At 71.7% G+C, this 25,838-nt stretch carries 22 protein-coding genes; 10 read left to right on the top strand and 12 right to left on the bottom strand.

Annotated elements, in window-relative coordinates; all coding sequences use genetic code 11:
- Window positions 1-480 precede the first annotated feature (480 nt).
- The 4 genes from ACZ66Z_RS18740 (at window position 481) to ACZ66Z_RS18725 (ending at window position 5,231) form a co-directional block, all read left to right on the top strand.
- The gene (locus tag ACZ66Z_RS18740) at window positions 481-975 is read left to right on the top strand and encodes a DUF6643 family protein (RefSeq protein ID WP_469935235.1); all 495 of its coding nucleotides are present in this window, start codon (window positions 481-483) and stop codon (window positions 973-975) included.
- A gap of 54 nt (window positions 976-1,029) precedes the next feature.
- Window positions 1,030-1,863, top strand: a complete 834-nt coding sequence (locus tag ACZ66Z_RS18735) for an MOSC domain-containing protein (RefSeq protein WP_469935233.1) — start codon at window positions 1,030-1,032, stop codon at window positions 1,861-1,863.
- A 114-nt stretch (window positions 1,864-1,977) separates the two neighbouring features.
- Window positions 1,978-2,586 (top strand): Rv1733c family protein, encoded by a 609-nt coding sequence (locus ACZ66Z_RS18730; RefSeq protein ID WP_469935231.1) that lies wholly within the window; start codon window positions 1,978-1,980, stop codon window positions 2,584-2,586.
- 236 nt (window positions 2,587-2,822) lie between these two features.
- Window positions 2,823-5,231, top strand: a complete 2,409-nt coding sequence (locus tag ACZ66Z_RS18725; RefSeq protein WP_469935229.1) for a right-handed parallel beta-helix repeat-containing protein — start codon at window positions 2,823-2,825, stop codon at window positions 5,229-5,231.
- Here the strand turns inward: ACZ66Z_RS18725 and ACZ66Z_RS18720 are convergent.
- A complete protein-coding gene (locus ACZ66Z_RS18720) occupies window positions 5,201-7,594 on the bottom strand; it encodes a hypothetical protein (protein WP_469935228.1) in 2,394 nt (797 codons plus the stop codon). The two genes, ACZ66Z_RS18725 and ACZ66Z_RS18720, sit on opposite strands and share 31 nt — an antisense overlap.
- 134 nt (window positions 7,595-7,728) lie before the next feature.
- Between ACZ66Z_RS18720 and ACZ66Z_RS18715 the strand changes: the two genes are divergently transcribed.
- The 3 genes from ACZ66Z_RS18715 (at window position 7,729) to ACZ66Z_RS18705 (ending at window position 9,948) form a co-directional block, all read left to right on the top strand.
- On the top strand, window positions 7,729-8,556 hold the full coding sequence (locus ACZ66Z_RS18715; protein ID WP_469935226.1) for a DeoR/GlpR family DNA-binding transcription regulator: 828 nt from the start codon (window positions 7,729-7,731) through the stop codon (window positions 8,554-8,556).
- Window positions 8,553-8,993: an SRPBCC family protein gene (locus ACZ66Z_RS18710; RefSeq protein WP_469935224.1), complete on the top strand. Its 441-nt coding sequence runs from the start codon at window positions 8,553-8,555 to the stop codon at window positions 8,991-8,993. The genes ACZ66Z_RS18715 and ACZ66Z_RS18710 overlap by 4 nt, the downstream gene beginning before the upstream one ends.
- A 454-nt stretch (window positions 8,994-9,447) precedes the next feature.
- The gene (locus tag ACZ66Z_RS18705; RefSeq protein ID WP_469935222.1) at window positions 9,448-9,948 is read left to right on the top strand and encodes an SRPBCC family protein; all 501 of its coding nucleotides are present in this window, start codon (window positions 9,448-9,450) and stop codon (window positions 9,946-9,948) included.
- Here ACZ66Z_RS18705 and cds1 read toward each other — a convergent pair.
- Window positions 9,908-11,032 carry an L-cysteine desulfhydrase Cds1 gene (gene cds1 / locus ACZ66Z_RS18700; protein WP_469935220.1) on the bottom strand — a complete coding sequence of 375 codons (1,125 nt, stop codon included), beginning with the start codon at window positions 11,030-11,032 and terminating at the stop codon, window positions 9,908-9,910. The two genes, ACZ66Z_RS18705 and cds1, sit on opposite strands and share 41 nt — an antisense overlap.
- Window positions 11,033-11,219: 187 nt before the next feature.
- On the opposite strand from cds1, the gene ACZ66Z_RS18695 reads away from it, so the two are divergent.
- Window positions 11,220-11,549 carry a hypothetical protein gene (locus tag ACZ66Z_RS18695; protein WP_469935218.1) on the top strand — a complete coding sequence of 110 codons (330 nt, stop codon included), beginning with the start codon at window positions 11,220-11,222 and terminating at the stop codon, window positions 11,547-11,549.
- A 172-nt stretch (window positions 11,550-11,721) separates the two neighbouring features.
- Entirely contained in the window at window positions 11,722-12,333 is a 612-nt protein-coding gene (locus tag ACZ66Z_RS18690) for an ATP-binding protein (protein ID WP_469935216.1), read from the top strand.
- A 143-nt stretch (window positions 12,334-12,476) separates the two neighbouring features.
- On the opposite strand, the gene ACZ66Z_RS18685 is transcribed toward ACZ66Z_RS18690, so the two are convergent.
- From ACZ66Z_RS18685 to ACZ66Z_RS18675, 3 genes are read right to left on the bottom strand one after another with little or no spacing between them, the layout of a single operon-like run.
- Window positions 12,477-15,035 (bottom strand): FtsX-like permease family protein, encoded by a 2,559-nt coding sequence (locus tag ACZ66Z_RS18685; protein WP_469935214.1) that lies wholly within the window; start codon window positions 15,033-15,035, stop codon window positions 12,477-12,479.
- Entirely contained in the window at window positions 15,032-15,823 is a 792-nt protein-coding gene (locus ACZ66Z_RS18680) for an ABC transporter ATP-binding protein (protein WP_469935212.1), read from the bottom strand. Before ACZ66Z_RS18680 ends, ACZ66Z_RS18685 begins: the two co-directional genes overlap by 4 nt.
- Entirely contained in the window at window positions 15,820-16,098 is a 279-nt protein-coding gene (locus ACZ66Z_RS18675) for an SHOCT domain-containing protein (protein WP_469935210.1), read from the bottom strand. Before ACZ66Z_RS18675 ends, ACZ66Z_RS18680 begins: the two co-directional genes overlap by 4 nt.
- Before the next feature lie 148 nt (window positions 16,099-16,246).
- Here ACZ66Z_RS18675 and ACZ66Z_RS18670 point away from each other — a divergent pair, with 148 nt between their 5' ends.
- Window positions 16,247-16,822, top strand: coding sequence for a TetR/AcrR family transcriptional regulator (locus ACZ66Z_RS18670; protein WP_469935208.1), 576 nt, complete (start codon window positions 16,247-16,249; stop codon window positions 16,820-16,822).
- A gap of 330 nt (window positions 16,823-17,152) precedes the next feature.
- Here the strand turns inward: ACZ66Z_RS18670 and ACZ66Z_RS18665 are convergent, their stop codons facing one another.
- The 7 genes from ACZ66Z_RS18665 to ACZ66Z_RS18635 form a co-directional block, all read right to left on the bottom strand.
- On the bottom strand, window positions 17,153-17,383 hold the full coding sequence (locus ACZ66Z_RS18665; RefSeq protein ID WP_469935206.1) for a DUF7848 domain-containing protein: 231 nt from the start codon (window positions 17,381-17,383) through the stop codon (window positions 17,153-17,155).
- 300 nt (window positions 17,384-17,683) lie between these two features.
- Window positions 17,684-18,529: a helix-turn-helix domain-containing protein gene (locus ACZ66Z_RS18660; RefSeq protein WP_469935204.1), complete on the bottom strand. Its 846-nt coding sequence runs from the start codon at window positions 18,527-18,529 to the stop codon at window positions 17,684-17,686.
- Between the two features lie 3 nt (window positions 18,530-18,532).
- A complete protein-coding gene (locus tag ACZ66Z_RS18655; RefSeq protein ID WP_469935202.1) occupies window positions 18,533-19,057 on the bottom strand; it encodes a DUF6879 family protein in 525 nt (174 codons plus the stop codon).
- A complete protein-coding gene (locus ACZ66Z_RS18650) occupies window positions 19,029-19,466 on the bottom strand; it encodes a hypothetical protein (protein ID WP_469935200.1) in 438 nt (145 codons plus the stop codon). The genes ACZ66Z_RS18655 and ACZ66Z_RS18650 overlap by 29 nt, the downstream gene beginning before the upstream one ends.
- Before the next feature lie 106 nt (window positions 19,467-19,572).
- On the bottom strand, window positions 19,573-24,324 hold the full coding sequence (locus ACZ66Z_RS18645) for a peptidoglycan DD-metalloendopeptidase family protein (RefSeq protein ID WP_469935198.1): 4,752 nt from the start codon (window positions 24,322-24,324) through the stop codon (window positions 19,573-19,575).
- Window positions 24,324-24,581 carry a hypothetical protein gene (locus tag ACZ66Z_RS18640; RefSeq protein ID WP_469935196.1) on the bottom strand — a complete coding sequence of 86 codons (258 nt, stop codon included), beginning with the start codon at window positions 24,579-24,581 and terminating at the stop codon, window positions 24,324-24,326. The genes ACZ66Z_RS18645 and ACZ66Z_RS18640 overlap by 1 nt, the downstream gene beginning before the upstream one ends.
- 693 nt (window positions 24,582-25,274) lie before the next feature.
- A complete protein-coding gene (locus tag ACZ66Z_RS18635; protein WP_469935194.1) occupies window positions 25,275-25,670 on the bottom strand; it encodes a phage terminase small subunit in 396 nt (131 codons plus the stop codon).
- Between the last annotated feature and the right edge of the window lie 168 nt (window positions 25,671-25,838).

Here is a 25,838-nt window from a genome sequence, read left to right as displayed (position 1 = left end):
GACTTCGGCGGTCCGCCCGGGTTCCTTCACCTCTCCCGTGCGCGGCCCCGCGCGGCGGACCGGTGGGGTCGGCGCCCCGGGGCGGTCCGCCGTCGCGTTCGTCGCCCGCCTGCAGCACGGTCCGTGGATTCCGGCGCATCGCCCACCGCCCCCCTGTCGTACGCCTGCCGGGGAATCCGTCGGCGCCCGCCGCAATGGCGGTGCGCAGGAGTTCAGTTACCTTCGGTAATCAGATGACGGACACCGCGTTTCAGGGGCTCGGGAGCGAAGCGCTCGGCCGGGTGGGCGCTTATCGGATGTCGCTTTGAAGTCAGGCCGACACTTCCCGTTAACCCCGTGGCGGACACAAGGAAAAACCCTTCCCGCCAACGCGTCCTTTAACAACGTTTCGGCAGGTCAGGTCGGCAAAACCAGCGTAAAACGGATAACCCCAAGATGGGGGCTCCCCAACCAGCACATCGTGGGCTTAACTTATGTGCCATGACCTCCCCCCGCTCCATCTATGGAGGCGGTTACCACACCGCGCCGTCCTTCCCGGACACCCCGATCTACGACTCCCTGGTCGCGGAGCGGGGCACGCCTCAGATCGCCCCGATCCGAGTGCCCGCCGCCTACGACACCGGCAGCAGCTTCTCCGGAAGCGGTTCCCACCTGCCGGCGCTCCCCTCGGCGCTGCCCGCCCTCCCGGCGGCGCCCAGCCCGCAGCCCGCCCCGGCCTACGGCGGCGGATACGGCTACCCCCAGCCCGCTCCGCAGATGGCCCCCGTCCCGCTGCAGCACGCCCCGGCCCCGTACATCCCGCAGCAGCCGACGGCCCCGCGCGGCTACCCGGGCGCCCAGTACCCGCAGCAGCCCCGTCCGGCCGCCGCCGGATACGAGGCGATGCGTCCGGCGGCCCCCCGGCCCGCGCCGGTCCCGACCCCCGCGCCGTACGACGACCCGTACAACCGTCCCTACCAGGGCGGGGGTTACTGACCGGCTCCGCGCAACGGCCGACGGGGAGGACGGGGCGGCTGGCAGGATGAGGGCATGCCGACTCCTGTGCTCCGCTCCCTCCACGTCCACCCGGTGAAAGCCATGCGCGCGCTGGCCCGCACGGAGGCCGAGGTACAGCCCTGGGGGCTGGCCGGTGACCGCCGCTGGGCCGTCGTCGACTCCGCGAACAAGGTCGTGACCCAACGCCGTCACCCTCGGATGGCGCTGGTCACGGCGGAGCCGCTGCCGGGCGGCGGGGTCTCCCTGTCCGCTCCCGCCCGGCCGACGCTGGCGGTCGGGGTTCCCCAGCCCCCGCCGGCCACGGCCACCGTCACGATGGAGATCTTCGACAAGCCCGTGGAGGCCGTCCCGGCCGACCCCGCCGCGGCCGCCTGGCTCTCGGCGTACCTGGAGAGCGACGTGCGCCTGGTGCACATGGACGCGCCCGAGCACCGGCGTCCGGTCGACCCGGACTACGCGCTGCCCGGCGAGACCGTGAGCTTCGCGGACGGCTATCCGCTGCTCGTCACCACCACCGCCTCGCTCGACGCCCTCAACTCCCTGATAGACCGGGGCGACCACGCCGACGAGGGCCCCCTGCCGATGAACCGGTTCCGGCCGAACCTGGTGATCGAGGGCACCGCCCCCTGGGCGGAGGACGGCTGGAAGCGGCTCGCCGTCGGAGAGGTCACCTTCCGGGTCGCCAGGCCCTGCGGGCGCTGCGTCGTCACCACGACGGACCAGTTCACGGCCGAGCGGGGCAAGGAGCCGCTGCGGAGCCTCGCCCGGCACCGCACGAGCGACGGCCGGGTCATCTTCGGCCAGAACCTCGTCCCCGAGCACACCGGCACCGTCCGGGTCGGCGACGCCGTGAAGATCCTGGACTGAGGCCCCGGACCGCGCGCCGCGCCCACCGGTCGACGGGCGGGGAACCCACCCCGGGGGCACACTCGTTGGAGGAGGCGTGAACGACGAGGCGGTGAACGACGAGGGGGTCCAGACGTGCGCGCAGCCACCGGACTCTGGCGCTGGCGGCACAATCCCCTGCGCCGGACCACTGATCTCGTGGAGGCGTGGATCGCCCTCGCGGCGGTCGTCCTGCTCTGCGTCGCGGTGCCGCTGACCGGCTGGGCGGCCGGCACCTCCGCGTACGGCCCGCTGTCGCGCGCGGCCCGCACCCAGCAGGCGCAGCGGTTGCCGACGACGGCCCGGGTGGTGCGGCTCGCCGACGTCCCCGCGAGCGGCCACGGATCCGTCGGGACCGCCGGGGAGGAGCGGCTGCGGCGCTCGGTGGTGGCCCGTTGGACCGCGCCGGACGGCTCGGCCCGCACGGGGACGGTGGCGACGGCCCGGCGGCACTCCGCGCCCGGCGCCGCCTTCCGGCTCTGGACGGACCGGGACGGGCGCCCGGTGGCGCCGCCGATGCAGACGGGGGCGGCCCGCGCGCACGCGGTCGTCGCCGGCCTGACGGCGGCCCTCCTCGTCGGCTCGCTGGTGGAGCTCGTCCGCCGTCTCGCCGTCCGCAGACTGGTGCTGCGTCGGTACGCGCGCCTCGACCGCGCATGGGCGGCGGCGGGTCCCGACTGGGGCCGTACGGGCACGGGAAGCTGACGCCGGCGGGCGGGGCCGTACCGTCCGGCCGGCCGCGGCACCGCGTTCGACTTCGACCGTTCCACGACCGGTCCCGACCGCTCCGGACCGGCCCGGACCGGCGGTGACGCGTGCCCGACGGCGGTCGGCCTCCCGTACGCGCAAGGGCCCGCGACCCGTCAACCCGGCGGCGCCGCGCGCGCTACGGTGGGGCATCGGATCAGCGGCGAGGCATGAGGCGGGGGCAGGACACACCCATGGCACAGGGCACGGTCCAGGTGACGCACACCGGCACATCGCGGTGGCGGCGCCGCACGGGTGAGTACCCCTCCCTCGCCGCCGCCCTGGAGGCCGCGGGCGACGGGGACGTCCTCACCGTCGCGCCCGGGACCTACCGGGAGAACCTCGTGATCCGGCGGGCCGTCACCCTGCGCGGCCCCGAGGGCGGGATCGGCTCGGTGCGGATCGCGCCGCCGGACGGCGTGCCGCTGACCCTGCGCGCCTCCGTCACCGTGCAGGACCTGCACATCGAGGGGCAGGACGTGGCCGCGCCCGCGCTGCTCGTCGAGGACGGCACGCCCGAGCTGCTCGACCTGCGGATCATGACCCGCTCGGCCGCCGGGATCGAGGTCCGGGGCGCCGCCCGGCCGACGGCCCGCCGCTGCACGATCGACAATCCGGCCGGAGTCGGGATCGCCGTGCTCGACGGCGCGGGCGGGGTGTTCGAGGAGTGCGAGGTGGTCTCCGCCGGGCAGGCCGGGGTCTCGGTGCGCGGCGGGGCGCATCCACGCCTCGAGCGCTGCCGGGTGCACCACGCCTCCGGCGCCGGCATCGCCGTGACCGGCGAGGGCAGCGGCCTGGAGGGCGTCGGCTGCGAGGTGTACGAGATCAAGGGCGCCGGCCTGCAGATCGCGGCCCGCGCCGCCGCCCACCTCACCGACTCCACGGTGCACCGCACCTCGGCGGACGGCATCACGCTGGACACGGACGCGGTGCTCACGCTCTCGGACTGCGACATCCACGACGTGCCGGAGAACGCGGTCGACCTGCGCTCGCGATCGGTCCTGACGCTGACCCGGTCGACCGTCCGCCGCTTCGGGCGCAACGGCCTGTCGGTGTGGGACCCGGGGACGCGGGTGGACGCCAACCAGTGCGAGATCCACGACAGCACGGGCGACTACCCGGCGGTGTGGGTGAGCGACGGGGCGACCGCCGTCCTCGACGCCTGCCGGGTCCACGACGTGCCGGACGCGCTGTTCGTCCTCGACCGGGGCTCGCGGGTGGACGTCGTCGACAGCGATCTGACGCAGGTGCGGAACACGGCGGTGTCGGTGAGCGACGGGGCCACGGCCCAGCTCGACGACTGCCGGATCCGGGAGGCGTCCACGGGCGCCTGGTTCCGGGACCACGGCAGCGGCGGCACCCTCGGCGGCTGCACGATCGACTCCGTGCAGACCGGGGTCATCGTCACCAAGGGCGCCGACCCCACGATCGACCGGTGCGTGGTCACCTCGCCCGCCGAGGCCGGTTTCTACGTCTCGGCGGAGGGCCGCGGCTCCTTCCACGGCTGCCGGGTGACGGGCAGCGGCGGATACGGCTTCCACGTCACGGACGGCTGCCGGACGACCCTGCGCAAGTGCCGCACGGAGCGCTGCGCGCGCGGCGGTTACGAGTTCCCCGAGGAGGGCGCGAGCGCGGAGGACTGCACCAGCGACGAGAGCGCGGTCCGCTCCTCCGTGCCCGACGGCGGCACGGTCCTGACGGCCACGCAGCCGGCGGGGCTGCTCGGTACGGTGCCCGTGCCGCGCGCCCCGGCACCGGCCGCGCCGGCCGTCGCGGAACCGGCGCCGGAGGCCCGCTCCTCGCAGGACGTGCTCGGCGAGCTGGACGCCCTGGTGGGTCTGGAGAGCGTCAAGCTGGAGGTGCGGACCCTCACCAACATGATCGAGGTGGGGCGCAGGCGCCAGGAGGCGGGACTCAAGGCGGCCTCGGTCCGCCGCCACCTGGTCTTCACGGGCAATCCGGGCACGGGCAAGACGACGGTGGCCCGGCTGTACGGCGAGATCCTCGCCTCGCTCGGGGTCCTGGAGCGCGGTCACCTGGTGGAGGTCTCCCGGGTGGACCTGGTCGGCGAGCACATCGGCTCGACGGCGATCCGCACGCAGGAGGCCTTCGACCGGGCGCGCGGCGGCGTCCTCTTCGTCGACGAGGCGTACGCGCTGTCGCCGGAGGACTCGGGGCGGGACTTCGGCCGCGAGGCGATCGACACGCTGGTGAAGCTGATGGAGGACCACCGGGACGCGGTGGTGGTCATCGTCGCCGGGTACACGGCGGAGATGGAGCGCTTCCTCACCGTCAACCCGGGCGTGGCCTCCCGTTTCTCCCGGACCATCACCTTCGGCGACTACGCGCCGGAGGAGTTGCTGCGGATCGTCGGCCAGCAGGCGGACGAGCACGAGTACCGGCTCGCGCCGGGCACGGACGAGGCGCTGCTCGCGTACTTCGAGAAGCTGCCCAAGGGCCCGGCGTTCGGCAACGGCCGTACGGCGCGGGGGACCTTCGAGTCGATGGTGGAGCGGCACGCGGGCCGGGTCGCCGCGCTCGCCGAGGCGAGCACGGACGACCTGACCCTGCTCTACCCGGAGGACATCCCCGACATCCCCTGATCCAGGGGGGAGTCGGAGCGCTGGCGGGGGAAGGACGGTGGGAGCCGGTCGAGGAGTGCGGAGCGGCACCGGGCGAAGGCCGGGTCGGCCTGGTAGTCGGAGTGTCCGAGGATCGGTTCGGGCAGCGGGTGCCGGCGGGTGCGGCCGTACGCGACCGGGTCGAGCAGCACCGCTTCGTCGACGGCCGGGCGGCCGTCCTCGGCGGGGACCCCGACGGGGCCTCCGATGGGGTCGGTGGCGCGGTACAGATTGGTCCAGCAGTGCATCGTGCGGTTCAGGGCGCGCAGCGCCTCGGGGCCGAAGTACGCGGGGAACCAGCGGCCGTAGAGCCGCTCCAGGGGCGAGCCGTAGGTGAGCAGGGCGACCCGGCTCCGGGTGACGGGCCGCAGCTGCCAGACGGCGGCCGCGGCGAGGACGCTGCCCTGGGAGTGCCCGGAGATGACCAGCCGCCCGCCGGTGCTCCGGGTCCAGGAGCTCATCCGCCAGGTGAGGTCGGGGACCGCGCGTTCGGCGTAGCAGGGCGGGGCGAAGGGGTGGGCGGCGCGGGGCCAGAAGGTGCCGACGTCCCAGAGGATGCCGATGGTGCGGCGGGCGGAGGCGTCCTTGTAGGCGCGGCGGCCCCAGGTGACGAAGAGCAGGAAGCCGAGGCCGATCATCCAGGAGCCGAGGGCCTGGGTGACGGAGGCGAGGGAGGCGATCGCGGGGTGGGCGCCGTCGAAGGCCCGGCCCGGCACGTTGCCGCTGGCCCAGGCGCCCGCGACGGAGGCGGCCCCGAGGAGCAGGGTCGCGCCGGAGACGACGCCGACGAGGACGGGCGCGGAGTCGGTGAGCGAGGCGCGGGCCCGGCCGGTCGCGATCTGTCCCGTACGCACCGGGTCGCGTTCGTCGGCGGCGGCGTAGTCGGACTCGACGGCGGAGCGCAGGCGCCGGGCGTCGAGGACGGTCCGCGCGGCGAGGAGGGCGGCGGGCACGAGGAGCAGCAGGAGCAGGACGGGGATCACCGAGGCCTGCCAGCTGAGGAGGACCGGCGGGCCGATCCTGGGGCCGCTGCGGTCGCCCATGCCGGGGGTGGCCGGACCGTCGAGCCAGTCGGCGACCCGCTGCGCCACTCCCCCGGACATGACCCCGGCGAGCGCGCAGGCGAGCATGGCGACCGCGGGCCCGCCGAGTCCGCGCAGCGCGGTACGGGGGTCCCGGCGGGGCCGCTGGAGGAGCAGGGCGACGACGCCGAGGGCGACGACGAGACCGCCCTGGACGAGGGTGAGGGCGCCGAAGACGGCGTCGCCGGGGAGGGTTCCGGAGGAGATCCAACCGGGGCGGGACCAGCCGGCGTGCAGGGCGGTGAGCACGAGGAGGGCGAGGGAGGCGGCGGGGAGCCAGGAGACGAGGACGCGTTCGACGCGCAGGTCGAGGCGGCTCTCGCTGCGGCCGCGCCGGCAGACGACCCCGACCACGACGACGGCGAGGACGGCGACGGCGGCCCGGAGGACCCAGCCGAGGACCGTGCGCGGGCCGGACGAGTCGGCGTCGTGGCGGACGGTGGCCGTGACGAGGGCGGCGGCGACGGTCAGGAACCCGGCGGCGGTGTGGGCGGCCCGGAGGCGGGCGACGAGCCGGCGGCCGTACCAGAACCCGGGACGGCCGAGCGCGGGCCGCGGATCGACGGAGCCGGCGGGCTCGGCGTCCGCCGTCTCCGTGTCGGCCCGGGGCTCCTCGACGGGCACGTCGTACCCGGTGGGCGGGCGCTGCGCCTCGTACGCGCTCCAGGTCCGGTTGGAGAGGTACCAGAGCAGGCCGACGAGCGCGGTCGGCACGAGCGCGGCGAGGGCGAGGCGGCGGCCGGGCACGGACCACCAGCCGCCGCGCCCGGCGGAGAGGAAGCCGAGCCAGGAGTGCGCGTCGGCGCAGGCGGCGGCGGACGCGCACTGCCAGGCCGTCAGGTCGAGCGCCACCTCGCAGGCGGCGGCCGTGAGGAGGACGGTGAGGGTGAGGGCGACGAGCCGGACGACGACCCCGTAGAACCGCACGAGCACCGGCCTGCCCTCGGCGGGCGGCCGCATCCAGTGCGCCAGGTTGGCCACCATGAAGGGCAGGAGCAGCAGCCACAGGGCGCGGGCGCCGTCGCCTGAGGTCAGATTGGACCAGCAGTACGCCTCCGGGACGGGGCCCGCCGCGTACCGCTCGGGGTGGTCCTCGGCGTCGAGGTCGTCGCCGCGTCGGTACACGGCGGCGGTCCGGTCGCCGGTCACCCGTACGGTCCTGGGGTCGTCGAGCATCGACTCGGGGGTGGCTCCGCCGACTCCGTGGACGAGGAGTTCGAGCGCCGCGCCCCCGCTCTCCGGGGTGGGTGTGGCAGGGGACACTGAGGGGACTTCCTCTCAGAGTGGGAAGATGCGACGTCGGCAACAGGATCGCGGAAGGTCGTGCGGCTGCGCACGGTTCCTCACCGAATCCGACACTCATCCCCTTGTCTCCTGCGGAAGGACCGGCCCCGACGGTGACTGACAACCAGAACCTCCTCGCGGAGCAGCGGCGTGCCCTGATCCTCGACGAGGTACGGCGGCGTGGCGGCGTACGGGTGAACGAGCTGACCCGTCGCCTCAGCGTCTCGGACATGACGATCCGCCGCGACCTGGACGCGCTGGCCCGGCAGGGCATGGTCGCCAAGGTGCACGGCGGGGCCGTTCCGGTGGTCGAGGCGAGCACCCACGAGCCTGGTTTCGAGGCCAAATCGGTGCTCGAACCGAGCGCCAAGGACGAGATCGCCCGGACGGCGGCGGCCCTGGTGTCGCCGGGTACCGCGATCGCCCTGTCCGGCGGGACGACGACCTACGCGCTGGCCCGGCACCTGCTCGACGTGCCGGACCTGACGGTGGTCACCAACTCGGTGCGGGTCGCCGACGTGTTCCACGAGGCGCAGCAGATGGGCGGCGGGAGCGAGTCGCGGCGCGGCGCGGCGACCGTCGTCCTGACCGGCGGGGTCCGCACGCCGTCCGACGCGCTGGTGGGGCCGGTGGCGGACCGGGCGGTCCGCTCGCTCCACTTCGACCTGCTCTTCCTCGGCGTGCACGGCGTGTCGGTGGAGGCCGGCCTCTCCACGCCGAACCTGGCGGAGGCCGAGACCAACCGGTGCCTGATGCGCTCGGCGCGCCGGGTCGTGGTGGTCGCCGACCACACCAAGTGGGGGACGGTGGGACTGAGTTCCTTCGCCGCCCTCGACGAGGTCGACACCTGGGTGACGGACAGCGGTCTGCCCGCGGGGGTGCGGGCCGAGGTGACGGAGTACGTGCCGGGTCTCGTGGTGCCGGGCGAGGAACAGGAGTGAGCCTCTTCCGGGTCGAGCGGACGGTGCCGTCGGCACCGGAGGAGGTGTGGCGGCGGCTGACGGACTGGCCGGCGCACGGCCGCCAGGTGCCGCTGACCCGGACGAGGGTGCTGACGCCGGGGCCGGACGGGGTGGGCACGCGGTTCGTCGCCCGTACGGGCGTCGGCCGGCTGTCCTTCGACGACCCGATGGAGGTCGTGCGCTGGGAGCCCCCGTCGCCCGGCCGGCCCGGCGTCTGCCGTCTGGAGAAGACCGGGCGGGTCGTGCGGGGCTGGGCGCTCGTCGAGGTGACGGGGACGGCGGGCGGCGGCTGCCGGGTGGTGTGGACGGAGGAACTGACGGTACGGGGCGTCCCGGGGGCCTTCGACCCGGTGCTGCGCCTGGCGGGCCGGGTCGTGTTCGGCCGCGCGGTGGACGGGGTGCTGCGGGGCCCGTGACCTTGACCCCGCCGCGCTGACGCCTCCTGCGGGCTGCGCCCGCCGGCCCCGTTGTGGGCAACTGTTCCGCTGGGGCGAAGGGGGTCCCCCCTGCTCGAGCGGAGCCGAGAGCTTGGGGGAGGGTGGGCACAACGGACGGCGCCCCTTGCCGGCGCCCGAGGCTCCCGTTGCCCTGACCCGCACCCCGTTGTGCGCCGCGCGAAGTGGTGCGGGTCCAGGCGCGGAACGCGGAGGCGCCACTGGAGCGCACCGTCCTGTGTGCCCACCCGTCCCGCCCCAGCGGGACGATTGCCCACACGGGCAGGGGCCGGGGGCACCGCCCCGTGAGGCGCGCGCCCACACGGCCGGGGGCGCCGGCCCGGTGGACGCGGGTCCCGCGCGGCGCCCCCCTGTGCTACTGACAGCGCGTCAGCTATCGTGCTGCCTCCGCCCACGCCCCGCCCCGGGAGGGTCCATGGCACGCCGACTGCGCCCGGTGGAGCTCGACTTCACCACGTCCGCGCCCGTCCGCCTGGTCTTCACCGCGACCCTCGCCGCCCCGCCGTCGGCCGTCTACCGGTCGGTGGCCGTGGAGGTGGGGAGCCTGCCGTCGTGGTTCACGGCCGTCGCCTCCGCCGTCCCGACCGGCGACGGCGCGGGCCGGTCCGTACGGCTGCGGGGCGGGATCGCCTTCGACGAGACGATCCTGGCCTCCGAGCCCGACCTCCGCTACGCCTACCGCGTGGACGCGACGAACGCGCCCGGGGTGACGGCCATGGCGGAGGAGTGGACCCTCTCCCCCACCGGCCGGGGCACCCGTCTGCGATGGACGATGGCCGCCGACGGCGCGGCCTCGTTCCGGCTCGCGCTGCGCCTCGCGGCGCCGGGCGTGGGGTTCTCCTTCCGGGACGCGGCGCGCCGGCTGGACCGGCGGCTCACTCCGGCCAGGCCCCCGTCGCCAGGAACCGCTCGATAGCGGCGGAGTACGGGGCGATGTCCATGCCCTGGGCGGCCAGCCAGTCGTCGGAGTAGTACTTGTCGAGGTAGCGCTCGCCCGGGTCGCAGATGAGGGTGACGACGCTGCCGGTGCGCTCGTGGGCGACCATCTCGGCCACGATCTTGAAGGCGCTCCACAGACCGGTGCCGGTGGAGCCGCCCGCCTTGCGGCCGATCGCGGTCTCCAGGGCCCGGACGGCGGCGACGCTCGCCGCGTCGGGGACCTTCATCATGCGGTCGACGGCGCCGGGCACGAAGCTGGGCTCCATGCGGGGGCGGCCGATGCCCTCGATGCGCGAGCCGCAGTCGGCGGTGGCGTTCGGGTCGTGGTGCGTCCAGCCGTCGAAGAAACAGGAGTTCTCGGGGTCGGCGACGCAGATCCGGGTGTCGTGCTGCATGTAGTGGACGTAGCGGGCGATGGTGGCCGAGGTGCCGCCGGTGCCGGCGGTGGCGACGATCCAGGCGGGCTCCGGGTACCGCTCCAGGCGCAGCTGCTGGTACATCGACTCGGCGATGTTGTTGTTGCCGCGCCAGTCGGTGGCCCGCTCGGCGTAGGTGAACTGGTCCATGTAGTGGCCGCCGGTGCGCTCGGCGAGGGCCGCGGCCTCCTCGTACATCGTGCGCGAGTCGTCGACGAAGTGGCACCGCCCGCCGTGGAACTCGATGAGCCGGCACTTCTCGGGGCTGGTCGTGCGGGGCATCACGGCGATGAAGGGGACGCCGATGAGCTTCGCGAAGTACGCCTCGGAGACGGCGGTCGAGCCGCTGGAGGCCTCGATGACGGGCTTTCCGGGGCGGATCCAGCCGTTGCAGAGGCCGTAGAGGAAGAGGGAGCGGGCGAGGCGGTGCTTGAGGCTGCCGGTGGGGTGGGTCGACTCGTCCTTGAGGTAGAGGTCGATGCCCCACTTCTCGGGGAGGGGGAAGCGCAGCAGATGGGTGTCGGCGGAACGGTTGGCGTCGGCCTGGACCTTGCGCACGGCCTCCTTCAGCCAGGACCGGTACGCCGGGTCGCTGCGGTCGACGTCGACCGTGACCGCGGCCGCACTCTCGTGGGTGGTGCTCATCCGTCCCTCTCCTCGTGTGTCGCCTCAGGGGTCTCGCCCTTCCGACAATACCGCTCTCACCTGGGCAAACGTTCCCTTTGACGTTCCATAGGGCTCCCTTGTGGACGGTCTTCGGGAGGGCTACTGGTGCGCGCGGCGACGGCCCGGCACACTGGATGCGGCAACCGGGTGAAAGGGGCGGATCGGCATGGCGGAGCCCGAGTTCAGCGCCAGGGGCGTACGGATCGCGCGCTGGCCGCGCTCGCTGACGCGCGCGGGCGAGGTGCGGATCGAGGACGGCCGCCTCGCGCTCCTGACGAGCTACGGCAGCGAGATCGACAGCGCGCCGGTCTCGGCGGTGCGGGCGGGGCGCCCGTGGTTCGCGAAGGCGGACGAGACGGTGGCGACCGTGAACGGCACGCGGTACCGGCTGACCCTGCACTCCGACGAGGACGGCGACCGCGACCGTGGCGACGGGGAGGCGGAGGTGTCCGGGCGTTTCCTCGCGGCGCTGAAGCGGGCGGCCGGGCGGTCCTGAGCTGCGGGGGTTCGCGGCGAGTTGCGGGGCGGTCACGGCTGGTCCAGGCTGGAACCCACCTCACTGAGGGTTCAGCGGTGGTGACGCTGCGATCAGGTCACCGCCCCTTCTGTACCGCAGAGACAGATCCGAATCTTCGTCTTCTTCCGGACCACTTCGGGGAGTCGCAGCCGTGATCAGCGAGCCGAGCAGGTACTACGCGGTGGAGCTTCAGGCCCTGCCGTCGCGGATCGGACAGATCCGCCGCATCATCTCCGCGCACCTTCGACATTGGCAGCTGGACTCCCTGGTGGACCAGGCCGTCCTCGGTCTGACCGAGCTGCTGACGAACGTGCACCGCCACGCCCAGCCGGACAAGGGGTGCAAGGTCGAGATCGAGCTGCTGCTCGACCGGCTCACCGTCTCGGTCCGGGACCACGATCCCCGGCTGCCCGAGGTCCGGCTCCCGGACGCGCTCGACGCGTGCGGGACGCCCGGCCCGATGGACGACCTGGACGCGCTCGCCACCTCCGGCCGGGGCCTCGGCATCGTCGGGGCGGTCAGCGAGAGCTGGGGCGTCCGCCCGTGCGGCGCCGACGGCAAGGTCGTGTGGTTCACCCTCACGGCGCCGGCCCTCGGCGACCCCGTCGACGCGTGCGCGCGGGCCGTGTACGGGGCCGCGGCCGAGGACCTGCTCGCGGGCGTCGGGTACAGCCGCCTCCCCGGCGTGCCCCTCAGCTCGCCGGTCGAACCGGTGCCGGCCCCGTCGGTGGCCCGCCCGGTCCTGGCGGGCCGACCGGGCTGACGAGGCCGGTCGACGACCTGGCCGGCGGACTGACGAGGCCGGTCGACGGCCTGGCCTGCCGGGCTGAGGAAACCGCTGCCGGCCCGGCCCGCTCCCGGTCGGGGTTCCCGACCGGGCGGGTCGACGGAGTCCCTCCGGCCCCGTCACTCCGTGGCGATCGCCCGGAGGATCTCCAGGCGGGCCGCGCGGCGGGCCGGACGCCAGGCCGCCACGGCTCCCGCCACCAGCCCGGCGAGGGCCACGGCCGCGAGCCGCACGGCCGGTACGGCGAACGCCGGGGCGCTGTCGCCCGGGCCGCCCGAGGCGCGGACGAGGACCCAGCCGAGGAAGGCGCCGAGCACGATCCCGCCGACCGTCCCGAAGGCGGCGACCAGGACGGACTCCCAGCGGACCGTGGTCCGCAGCTGGGCCCGGGTCTGCCCGACGGCCCGCAACAGACCGAGCTCGCGCGTCCGTTCGTGGACGGAGAGGGTCAGCGTGTTCGCGATGCCGAGCAGCGCGATCAGGACGGCGAGCGCGAGGAGCGCGTAGACGAGGGTGAGCATCATGTCGATGCCGCCGGCCGAGGCCTCCGCGTACTCCTCGCGGGTCTGCACCTCCGGACGGCCGTACCGGTCGGCGACCTCGGTCACGGCGGCCTTGCCGTCCTCGACGCGGACGCCGTCCGCGAAGGAGACGGCGACCAGCCGGTCGGCGTCCTGGGTGCGGTGCGGGGCCCAGGCCTCCCGGGTGACGAGGTAGTCGCCGGCGAGGTCGGAGCGTTCGTAGACCGCGCGGACCGTGAAGGCGTGCCGACTGCCGTCGGTGAACGTCAGCTCGACGGCCCCGCCGGGGGCCAGGCCGGAGGCGGCGGCCTCGTCGGCGGCGACGGCGAGGCCGTCCGTACCGAGTCCGGCGAGGGAACCCCGGACCTCCCCCAGGTCGAGCGTCCGGGCGAGCGCGGCCGGGTCGGTGACCGTGAGCGCGCGGCCCCGGCCGTCCACCTCCGCGACGCCGCGCCCCAGGCCCACGGCGGTGTCGACCTCGGGCAGCGCGGCGACGGCCGGGGCGAGGCGGGGGCTGAGCCCGCTGCCGCCCGCGCCGAACGAGGGCGCGCCGACGGCCACGTCCCCGGCGAAGGAGCGGTCGACCGTGCGGTCCGTGGTCGCCTTGAGGGAGGCGCCGAAGACCGTGAAGAGGGTGACGACGGCGACCCCGACCATCAGGGCGGTGGCGGTCGCGGCCGTACGGCCCGGGCTGCGCAGGGCGTTGCGGCGGGCGAGGCGGTGGTTGACCCCGCGCAGCGGGCGGCCGAGCACCCGTACGGCGAGCGAGGCGGCGACCGGTCCGAGGACCACGAACGCGGCGACGGCGAGCGCGGCCCCGGTGGCGGCGAGCCACAGCGACGGGGTGCCGAGGACACCGGCGAGGGCCGCGCCGACGGCGACGGCGAGCAGGGCGCCTCCGGTCAGGGCGCGACGGCGGGAGGTGCCCGAGTCGTCGACGTCCGTCTCGCGCAGCGCGGCGAGCGGGGCCGTGCGCCCGGCCCGTACGGCCGGGAGCAGCGCCGAACCGGCGCAGACCGCGAGCCCGACGCCGAGCGGCAGGGCCAGGGAGGGGCCGGTCACGACGAGGCCGCCCTCGGGGAAGGGGAAGCCGATCGCGGGGAACAGCGCCTGGAGCCCGGCGGCCACGCCGATCCCGGCGAGGAGCCCGGCGAGGGAGGCGAGCAGTCCGACGGTGAGCGCCTCGGCGAGGGTGCCGGTGACGATCTGGCGGCGGGTGGCGCCGATCGCGCGGAGGAGGGCGTTCTCGCGGGTCCGCTGGGCGACGAGGACGGCGAAGGTGTTGTGGATGGTGAAGACGGAGACGAACACGGCGACCCCGCTGAACACCAGCAGGAAGGTGGTGAAGAGGTCGAGGAAGCGGCCGGAGACCATCGCGGTGTTCTCCTCGGCGGCCCGCTGTCCGGTGATCGCCTCGACTCCCTCGGGCAGGGCGGGCGTCAGCGTGGCGACCAGCTCGTCCTGCGAGACGCCGGGTCCGGCGCGTACGGCGATGCTCGTCGCCTCCCCGGGCCGCGCCGTGAGGTGTTCCTCGGCGTCGGCGCGGGTGAGGCCGGTCCAGGTGACCTGGCCCATGCCGTCCGCGCCGCCGAAGGTGGCCAGGCCGACGACGGTGACCTCCACCGGGTCGGGGGTGCGCAGGACCGTCGTGTCGCCGACGGCGAGGCCGGCCGTCCTCGCGGCGCCCCGGTTGACGACGGCCTCGCCGGGGGCGCGCGGCGCGCGGCCCTCCGCGAGGCGGTACGGGTTGAGGGCGGGGTCGTCGATCCAGTTGCCCGCGAGGGTGGGCGGGCCCTTGCCGCCGACGGGGGTGCCGTCGGCGGCGAGGAGCTGGCCCGCGCCCTCGATCCGGGGCGCGGCGGCGGCGACCCCGGGGACCCGGGCGAGGCGCTCGGCGAGGTCCGCGTCGACGGGGCCGCGGGTGCCCTGGGCCGCGCCGGCGGCGGTCACGGTGGTGGCGCTGCGGACGACGGCGTCGGTGCCCCGGGTGGCGTCGGTGAACATCGAGTCGAAGCTCGCGCGGAGGGTGTCGCCCATGACGAGGGTGCCGGTGAGGAAGGCGACGCCGAGGAGGACGGCGGCGAAGGTGCCGAGGAAGCGCCGCCGGTGCGCGCGGAGCGAGGCCCGGGCGAGCCGGAGGGTGGCGGGGGCGTTCATGTCGTGCCTCCGGGGACCGTCGCGGCGCCCGTGTCGAAGGCCTTCATGCGGTCGAGGACGCGATCGGCCGTGGGACCGGTCATGCGGTCGACGAGCCGGCCGTCGGCGAGGAAGATCACCTCGTCGGCGTGGGCGGCGGCGACGGGATCGTGGGTGACCATGACGACCGTGCGGCCGGTGTCGCGGACCGTACGGCCGAGCAGGCGGAGGACCTCCTCGCCGGAGCGCGAGTCGAGGTTGCCGGTGGGCTCGTCGGCGAAGACGACGTCGGGGTCGCCGGCGAAGGCCCGGGCGACGGCGACGCGTTGCTGTTGTCCGCCGGAGAGTTCGCCGGGCCGGTGGTGCAGGCGGTCGCGCAGGCCGACGGTGTCGACGAGCCGGTCGAACCGCTCCGGGTCGACGGACCGCCCGGCGAGGTCGAGCGGAAGGGTGACGTTCTCGGCGACGGTGAGGGTCGGCAGCAGGTTGAAGGCCTGGAAGACGAAGCCGATCCGGTCGCGGCGCAGCAGGGTCAGGCGCCGGTCGTCGAGGGTGGACAGGTCGGTGTCGCCGACGAGGGCGGCGCCGGAGGTGAGGGTGTCGAGTCCGGCGGCGCAGTGCATCAAGGTGGACTTGCCCGAGCCGGAGGGGCCCATGACGGCGGTGAAGCGGCCGGCCGGGAAGTCGACGCTCACGCCGTCGAGGGCCCTGACCTCGGTGTCCCCGCGCCCGTACACCTTGACGGCGTCGACGACCCGGGCGGCCGGAAGCGGGGCGGAGGGGGCGGTGCGGAGGGCGGGGGCGGTCATGTCCGGCGCCCCTTGGGGTCCGTGGCGCGGCCGAACTGCTCCTCCAGGACGGTCAGGCGCCGCCAGTACTCGTCCTCGTCGATCTCGCCGGCCGCGAACCGGTGGCCGAGCAGGGCGATGGGCGAGTGCTCGTCGGGCCCGGAGTCGTGCCACGGCCGGCCCCGGCGCCATCCGGCGCGGCGGGCGACGGTGACGATCCCGATGACGACGGCGGCCCAGACGAGGGGGAAGAAGAGGACCCACGGGCCGGGGCCCGCGTGGGCGAGTGTGTTCATGGGGGTTCAGCTCCTCGGTGGTATCCGGCTCTGGTTCGAGACTCGCTCCGGGAGGGGGTCCGGGTCGTCGTACGGGCAGCGGTTCCCGGCGTACGACACCGGGAGTACGTCGCCGGGGCGCCACTGCTTCCGCTCTGTACCTACTGGTATGTACAGTGACGACATGAGCATGAGCACCCCGGAGCGGCTGATCGAGGCCACCCGCGAACTCCTGTGGGAGCGCGGTTACGTCGGCACCAGCCCCAAAGCCGTCCAGCAGGCGGCGGGCGCGGGCCAGGGCAGCATGTACCACCACTTCGCCGGCAAGCAGGACCTGGCGCTCGCGGCCATCCGGCGCTCGGCCGAGGAGCTGGGCGCGGCGGCCGAGGCGGTCCTCGGCGGCGGGGGTTCGGCGTACGACCGCATCGAGGCGTACCTGCGGCGCGAGCGCGACGTCCTGCGCGGCTGCCCGGTGGGCCGGCTGACCATGGACCCGGAGGTCATCGCGGACCCGGAGCTGCGCGCACCGGTCGAGGAGGTGCTCGGACGGGTGCGCGGCAGGATCGCCGAGGTCGTGCGAGAGGGCCTGGACAGCGGCGAGTTGAGGGGCTCCCTCGACCCGGAGGAGATCGCGGCGACGGTCCTCGCGACCGTGCAGGGCGGATACGTGCTGGCCCGCGCGACGGGTTCGCCCGCCTCCTTCGACACCGCCGTACGCGGACTGCTCGCCCTGCTCGCCGTCTGACCGCCCCCACCCGGACCCCGGAGGATCGGAGACCTTCCCGTGCACGCGCTGCAGTACGAGATCACCCTGGTGAACGGGACACCCTTGCATAGAAGTTACCACGGCCGCTGACCTGCGGAAACGCAAAGAAGCCCCGGCCGTCCTCCACGGGGTAGAGAGGACGACCGGGGCGGTCTGGGGTGCCGGCTCGACGTTGCACGGGCGGGACGTGGAGCCGACCTCATCGGACCACGTCCCGGCCCGCTCTCCGCGCGGACAGTCGCGAGCTGCGCCGCGCGGGCCTGACCCGCTCCTCCAGAGAGCTCCCCAAAGCGCTGGAGGAGCGGAGCTTTATTTGCGAGTGACGACCGCGATGGCTTCACACGTCCGGGCGAAGATCCCGTGCCCGGTAAGACCCGTGTGGGTCATGCAGTCTTTGTCGGCCCGTTCGTCGTCGGGAGTGGGCGCCACGGACCACTTACAGTCCGGATGCAGACACCGGGCGGAGAACGTGGGCTCCGAGTCGGGATGACGGCCGATCTCGTGCAGTGCGTACCCAAGCACCGTCCCCACGGGGCTCATGACGTCGTTCCAGGCACCGGAGTGGTGAAGATTTGAATCTCCCGCATTTCCGCCTGCGTCGGCGGGCGCAATTCCTCCGGAGGGACGGTCCACTCTCGCCCTCCGCCCGGCGGTCGTAGATAGATGCTGCCTTCGTACCGGTCGACGACCCGGCCGATACGTCCCTCCGAGTCGACCGCGTACCGACTCTTTGTCGGCTGCCACTGATCTTCCGTCATTGCGCACCGTCCCCTCTTCGTCTCTGACGGTAGGCGGCGCGACTTGATCGGTTCCACGCAGTTCTATGGAGTTCTACGCTACTTAGGACGACGCAGGGATCGACCCTGCGATGATCCGGTACGCGTCCGGACCGAAGACGGCAGCACGCGTCATTTCAAGGTGTGCCTCTACGTACTGCGCCACTTCCGACGGTGCGGTGATCGTCAGCGCGGCTGTGAGGAGCTCGACGAACACTTTCTCATCGTCGTACACCGTGAACGTCTCCAGCGGCCACCGGGCAGTCGCGCCGGCAGGAATGACACCCAACGAGACGGCGGGGTACCGGGCAGCGTCGAGTAGGTGGAGAAGTTGCTCGGTCATCACGTCCGGGCCTCCGACGTGGCGCCGGAGTGCCGCCTCTTCCACCACGAAGGCGAAGGTGCGGCCGGCCTCCCGGATGATGTTCGACCGCTCGACACGTGCGTTCGCAGCCGCTTCAGAGTCGTCGGGGATGCGCTTCGCGCGTGCGATGTCCGAGAGGAGCGCCATGGCGTAGGCACGTGTCTGGAGCATGCCGGGAATGAGCGTGGAGCTGTAGACCCTCATCTGTGCTGTCTCACGGTGGATGCTCGCCCGCGCAACCTGCATGGGCCTGAGCCCGCTTCGGTTCCGTCGGCGCCACTCGGAGTACATGGAGTCGGCAGTCCGGGCCGCCTCGATGATGTCGACCGCTTGATCGTCTGCGCCGCAGACTCGGCACCACGTGCGGATGTCCTCGGTCGACGGGGGTGTCACGGCGTTCTGAAGCCTGGACACCTTCGACTTCTGCCAGCCCGTGCGCTCGACGATGTCTTGCCCCGTCAGCCCTGCGTCGAGGCGAAGATCGCGAAGACGCTTAGCAACGCGCTGACGTGCCTCTTCTATGCGGGCGGACGGGGCTTCAGACATGCCTCAGATCTCAAACTCACTGTGTGGGGTACTGCGCTCCCACACGGTATTGAACGCGTTCGTGCACCGTCGGATGAGGTCGGCATCGTAAGACATTTGTCCTCCGACGTGCCGGCCGTCGCCGTCGAAGATCCCGAACTTCAACGCGAAGTCGTCGAAGATCCAGACGTCGTTACCAGGGAGCATGATGTCCGACGCGGAGCTCCTGGAAAGCCACCGGACCTCTTCACCCGCGGCGAGATTCTTCACCGTTCCAGCGTGCTCGAACCGGATGTAGTCCGATACAGGCTCAGAGACGACACGGGCCCTGCGTACCTGGACACCCCGTCCCACACTGTTGGCAACAAGCTGATGGAAGTTCGACCACCAGGACGCGCGGTCGCTGAAGTCCCGCGACACCCCCGCCTTCCACTCAACGAAGGCCGCGTCCTCCGACTCGACGCCGTAGACGTCTCGCATCTCCAGGTGCAGAGCGTGACGCGACGTCTTGGCCAGGAGCTCAGCGAACGTCGGGATGCTCGTTGGCACGAATCGCCTCCTTCAGCAGCTCTGTCATCCGCGCGGGGATCCGGATCACGGACTCGTTCGGTGCGATCGGGCCGAACTGCTCGCACTCCGTGCGGGTCACGTCGTCCGCTGTCCAGCCCTGGAGGACGTAGTCCCCGGTCTGCTCGTCGACGAGGACGCTCGGGCAGTTCTCCTCTTCGCTGTTCGGATCCTTGCCTACATAACGTAGCGACATGGCTGCTCCAAGGTCGTTGAAGTTGCGCAGAGTTCTACGACCATCACGCCTGCGGGAGCGGCCGTCAAGAGCGCCTAGAGCCATCCGAAGAAGCGGGCCTTGCGTCGCCACATCCGGCCATGCGCGGGTGTACAAAAGCGCTTCAGTCGGCCAGCTCCAGCCTTCTGCGGCACGTTGACCCCACAGTGCAGGCATGGGGACGGCTCAGTCTTGATCGGCGTAGTGGTGTCCATGGTGTTATCTCTCTCAGTCAGGGGGCGCCCCGCAGCCATGTCGGCCGCGGGGCGCGTGAGGGTGTGCGCTAGACGATGCGCCCGTAAGTGAGCGCGTGCGCCGTGTCGGCGTCGCGGATGTCGATTTCAGTGCGCACGATGTCGGCGATTTCTCGGTCGCCGACGTAGACGTGAACGTCGGCCTGGAGCTGTGTTGGGCGGCCTGCGCCGGCCTGGAGCGTCGCGGCCTGGCGGACCATGGCCGCGGAGTCGCTGTTGCTGTAGACCTGCGTGGGGTGGAGGAAACGAACGAGTTCGGGACCGTGCTCGCCCACCCATGCCAGCTCACCGACGCCAGGGAACCCGCCGGAGGCGTAGCCACCGGGACGGTTGTAAGCGTTCGGAAGGTTGCCGTACCGCGAGGTGGCATAGCGCATCGAGGCGTAGACGTTGGCAAGCGGGCTCGTCGAAACACCGAAGAGCTTCGGCCCGACGTTGCGCATGTGACCGGCCCACGCCTCGAAGGTGGGCTTGATTAGCTGCATGAGGCCGACCGACGGCGTGCCGTTGCGCGCGTTGATGTCCCAGTTGTTGACGGCGTTGGGGTCGCCGCCGCTCTCCTGGTTCATCCGCCGGAGCGTCAGATCTGCGTACTGCGACGGATTGCCCGTCATCTGGAGCGCCTGGAGAACGACGTTCCGCCACCGCTCGACGCCGGATCCGCCTCCGCCTCCGCCACCCGTCAGGTACGGCATGGGGTCGACGGCAGTGCCGTTCCGGCGCGCCTCCAGGTGGAGGTGCGGACCGGTGACGTTGCCGGTTGCGCCGACCTTTCCGATCGTCTCGCCGGCCCGGACCGTCTTGCCGAGTTCAGTCAGCATCCCGGACATGTGGGCGTACAGCGACGACAGACCCCCGCCGTGATTGATCATCACGTGGTTGCCGTAGGGTCCCCCGCCCTGCGCCATGGAGACGCGTCCGCCGGCCACGGCGTGGATCGCAGTGCCGACAGCGGCTGGAAAATCGAGACCACTGTGTCGTCCGGAAGCCCACATCGAACCGCGCTTGCCGAACGGGGTACCGAACGGGGCGTCGACGGGGCGAACCCAGCCTCCGCTACCGCCCTCGCCTCCCCCGAAGCCAAGGAAGTCGAGAGCCTTGTTCTTCAGGCCGTCGAGCATCCGGCCCGGCATCTTGGCGATCTCACGGGCCCATGGGTTGGTGAGAATGCTCTTCATCTGGTCCGTGACCATGTTCTTTGCGTCACGGAAGACGTCGAGCGGGTTACTGAAGAAGTCGCCGACGTCCGACGCCTTGTCCTTCAGCCAATCGACAATGCCGCCTTCCGCGTACCCGCCCTGGAATCGGCCGAGTGACTGACCGTTCATGGCCGCGCGGTTGACAGCGTGGAGGCGAGCACGCTCGTAGGGGTCGCGCATCGCTTCGGAGACGTAGACGCCCTCGCCGCGACGCATCGGGACGAGTTGGTCGTCCCCCTGCCTCCACGTCGACTGGCCCGGAAGGATGCCGCCTCGCGCAAATCCACGAAGGTCAAGCTTCTTCAGCTTGTCCGCTCCGGTGATATCGGCTACGTGATTCCAGAGAGGAACAATTCCCCCGTTGTACACGTGCTCCATGATGAAGCGCACGGGCTTTTTGGCGATGTCCTGAACCTGATCCCAAGCCTTCTTGATGGCGGACTTTCCATCTTCGAATGACTTGGAGACGGCGTCGACGGCGTCCATGATGCTGTCAAACGCCGGCTTGATGGCCTCGTCGTACAGCCATCCCGCCTTGTCACCGATCCACGTGAAGATGGGTTCAAGGACCTTGTTCCACAGCCACTTTCCGGCGGCGCCAAGAGCATCGAAGGTCTTCTTCGCCTCACCGAAAGCGGGCTTGATGGCCTTGTTGTAAAGCCACGTAGCCTTATCGCCGATCCACGTGAAGATGGGCCGCAGGATCGTCGTCCAGAGCCACCCTGCACCCTTGGCGATGCCGTCGAAGGCGGGCTTGATCGCTTCGTTCCACAGCCACAGACCGATCTTCCCTAGCGCCTTGATCGCCAGGTAGGCGGGCAGGAGAAGGAGGGTCACGAGGCCGGTGAAGAGGATCTGTGCGGCCTCGCCGATGACGCTGAAGGTAGGCTCAAGCGCCTCGTTCCACAGCCACACGGCGATGTCGCCGACCTTCTTTATCACCCACCAAATGCCGTCAAATACGGGCTTGAGGACGTTCTGCCAGAGCCACGACATTGCCGTCCCGATGGCTGACGCCACGGTGTCGACGGTGACCCGGAACCAGTCCCAGTTGTTGTAGGCGTAGATAACGGCCGCGACGAGAAGGCCGATTACGAGCACGATGGCCCGGATGATCGGGACGATTCCCGTCGCGTTCAGAGCCACGGCCCATCCGCCGGTCACCACCTGCGCCGTCAAAACAACGGCGTTATAGACCGCTAGAGCGGCTGCCCATGCCGCCATTCCGACAGTGATTGCCTTCTGTGCCGCCCAAATAGCCCACAGGCCGATCACGAGTTCCGGAACGTTTGTTGCGAGCCAGGTAATCGCGTCGAACAACGGCTTCACAACGGCCATCAACGCCGTTGAAACGGGACTCAACGTCTGCGACGTCGCGATCAACGCCGTCAGAACACTTCCGACGAGTGCCCCAACGGATGGAGCACTATCCTTCACGTACTGGAGGAACTTCTCGAATTCTGGGGAGCCCTTCAGGCTCGTCCCCCACTTCGCGAACCGCTCCGTGATCGAATCCGAGCGAGCCGCGATGCCGTCCATGTGCGGCAGGAATGCGTCAATGACGCCGGCCAGACCCTTGATGATGTTGCCGAAGGCGACGCCGAAACCGATGATCGCCGGCTCGACGTTCTCCTTCAGATCCGTCTTGAACTCCTGCCAGAAAGGCGTCTTGAGCTGCGCCGACGCCTTGTCCATGAGCGTCTGAACCGCACTTGCGGCAGCGAGAACGAACGGTGTCAGGCCCGGAAGAGACGCCTTCGCACCGTCCACCCCGCGGGTAAAGAGCGGGAGCACCTGCGGCTGAAGCGCCGTCGACCAATCCTTGAAGGCCGTCTTGATCCCCTGCGGACCGGCGATCGAGTCGTACAGCGCGCGCTGCGCCGGCGTCAGCTTGGCGAGGGCCCGGAGATACTCGTCCTGCTTCGTGATCGCCGTGGACGTCGCAGACGCACCCGCCAGCCGGGCAGACGCTACGCCACGCTCAGCCGATGCAATGGCCTCCGCAGCCGCTACCTGGACATTGGCGGAGTTGTCGACGGCGTCCGCTACGCGGCGCTGCGCTTCGGCAACGTCCTGCGCAGCCTGCACCTGTACGCGGGAGGCGGCCTCCTGCGCGTCGGCAAGTGCCGTCGCCTGATCCTTCACCTTCTGCTGCGCGTCGGTGACCCGCTCCTGAGCGCGGACGACTCGGTCAGAGCCGTCGACGGAGGCCTTCGTCTGTCGCAACAGGTCGAGTTGGAGCTCCTTGATCTTCTCGCGCTGGCGCTGGAGGCTGTGCTCCGCCTCGTCGGCCGCGAGCTGCGCGCGCTCACGCTGAAGGGCCGTGGCCTTCGGGTCCTTCATGACCTTCGCGAGCTCTTCTTGCGCTTCCTTGACGCGAAGGACGGCGTCCCGCTCGTCGAGGGAGGAGTCCTCCAGACGCGTGGACAGCTCCTTACGCTGGTCCGCAAGCTCCTGAGCGGCCTCCCGGCGGGCGGTGGTGAGATCCTCCTCCGCCTTCAGCGCGTCACGCTTGGCGTCGGCAAGGGACTGTTCCGCGCGCTCGACGGCTTCGGCCGCCTGACGACGCTGGTCCGCGGCGCGCATGCCCGCCTGTGCGAGAGCTCGTTCGGCATCTTCGATCGCCCGGTTGGACTGGACGATCTGCCGTTCAGCGTTGCGGTGAGCCGTCGCGAGTGACGCCTGAGCGCCGGCAAGCTGGAGCGACTTCGATGCGGCCTGTTGCGCCGCTTGGGCCGTCGCTGCGGATCCGCGCTGCGCGGCGTTCGCAGCGTCCTCCTGTGCAGCCGTCTGCGCCGTCAGTGCCTCCGTCACGCCCTTCACGGCAGGAATGGCCGCCAGGGCGAGCGCACCGAAGCCGGCGCCGGCGGCCGTGGCCATGGCAACCACGGAGCCGAGTCCGGCAGCGAGAACGGGCCCGATAGGAATCGCCGTCAGGGCGATCATTTGGATACCGAGCGACATCAGCGCGGACCGGGCGCCGGAGGTATCGACGTTGACGTCGAGGTCGACCTCCGTCGCGTCCACGGCTGCGATTTCGGCACGGAGCTCCGCTAGTGCTGCGCGTGCCGTGGCAGTGTCAGCCCGAACCGCGATGTTCGGATGAGAGGCGCCGAGACGTTCGAGCTCTGCCTCGATCTTGCGGACTTCCACCTCAGCGGCAGCGACGTCGACATCGATGCCGATGCGCTTGCCGGCGAGCGTCTCCATGCGGGCGCGGAGACGGGCGAGCTCAGCGTTCACGCCCGTATCAGAGAGACGGACGTCGAGCTTCGGCATCGCCTTGAAGGCCACCGTGAGCTTTTCCTTCAGAGACCGCGCGAAGGCACCGCCCGTGTCGGAGCCCTGTCGAGTTGCCTGACGCTGTGCAGCCTGCCCGCCAACCTGAACCGCCTGCGGGAGCGCTGCCGCCACACGTCGAGCGATCTCGTCGCTCATTCGGTCGCCGATGATGCGGCCCGCCTCGTCGCCGATTCGTTCCGCGGCGGGGATGACGACAGCCTGAAGCTTCTGATGGAAGCGTGGCGCCACCGGTACGACGTCGACACCTGCGGTACCGACGATGTCCAGATCGGTTGCCATTAGAACTCCACCAGGGGACCGATGTCGGCGGGCTCGCGTCGGGCGTCGAGCGCCTCCCGCAGCCTCCCCATCCCCGCCCAAGCGAGGGACGTGTCCTCCGTGACAGGGGCGCGGGCGAGCGTCCGCTCCAGCCACACGTAGTCGGCGCAGGCGTGGCTACAGTGCACCGCCGGCAACGCCATGTCGGCGATCATGACGAGTTCGGGCAGGAAACCGCACCCGCGTCGGGCACAGGGTTCGTTCAGGTCAGCGGGCATCGGGGCCTCTCGGGGTTGGGAATCGACGAAGGGCCCGCAGCGCAATGGCTACGGGCCCTTCGGGGGATAGTTGGCTACTGCATCTTTGGAACACTTCTAGGTCGCTGACCTGCGGTTTGTTACGGTAGCGAGGGCCGTTCCTGCCTAAGGCTTGATCGTCGAACGGGCACGCTCCGTCGCGTCCACGCCTCGTTAGGGCCCCTGGCGGGCCCCTGAAAGCCTCTGCGGAGCCCCTGTCGGGCTCCTTCGTCGACCATCTGTGCCGCAGTTACGGAGCGAGGACCAGCACCTCTTCGGTCTCCCTGTTTGCCGGCCCCAGGTCACCCCCCTGGTGTCTCCGCAGGTCAGAGCGCTGCTAGCGGCGTCGCGCGTGCCAGCGCTGCCCTAGCTCGTCGCGCCACACGGGACGGCTCGTCGGACCACAGAGCTGAGTGACACGCGCTCTGGGGCCGCGCTCGTCGTCCGCTTGCCCGCGTGCGTAGTCGTCGCGTGCGTCGCTCCAGCGTCGCCACGCGCGGATGGTCGCGTCGACGTCGGCCAGCGAGTCCAGCTCCAGCGCCGTGAGCCATTCCTCCACCACCGCTGGAGCCAGGAGGCGCGGAGGACACGCGTACTCCGGGATCTCTCCCGTCCGAGTGTCCACTCCTCGCGCCTCGTCGCGCATGCGCTGTGCGCGCTGCTCACGACGTCCCATCAGTCCGCCCGCGTGGTGGACGGGGGCTCACCGACGACCCACCGCAGGCGCTCCATAGCGGCCGGCGTCAGGCCTAGGTCGTTCATCAACGCCCGCTGTTCACCGATGAGTTGAGCGCTCACACGCCCACCTCCCAGGATTGTCGACGTCGCCACGACGAGGGCAGCGACAGCCGGATAAGTACTGTCCTCCCACACATCCGCCTGCGGTGCGGACCACAGCTCTCGCCAGTGGTGCACCTCCGCCTCCGTCCACGCTCGCCCTGGCGGGAGCGGGGGCGGCTCGTCCTGGCACCCGTCAGGTGGGAGGTAGGTGACGGGCCGCTCGTCCGGGCGGTGCCGGGAGCGCGGAGCGCTGGGGTTTGGTCGTGGGCCAGGTCTACCGCGTGCCGGCATGAACGACCCCCTCTCTGTTAATGTGTTGGGTGCTGGGATCTATCTCAGCCCCGACCACGCGTGGACCCCCCGTGGACGCTCGGAAGCACCGAGCCGTAACCGTTTCCGCCGTTACGCATGGGGTCTTCGTGGATTTCCTGGTCAGCCTTCTCTTTGAACTGCTCGTCA

It is taken from the genome of Streptomyces sp. NPDC107498 (genome assembly GCF_055582805.1).
The sequence above is the reverse complement of the archived record's forward strand: the minus strand, read 5'-3'. Positions and strand labels throughout refer to the sequence as shown.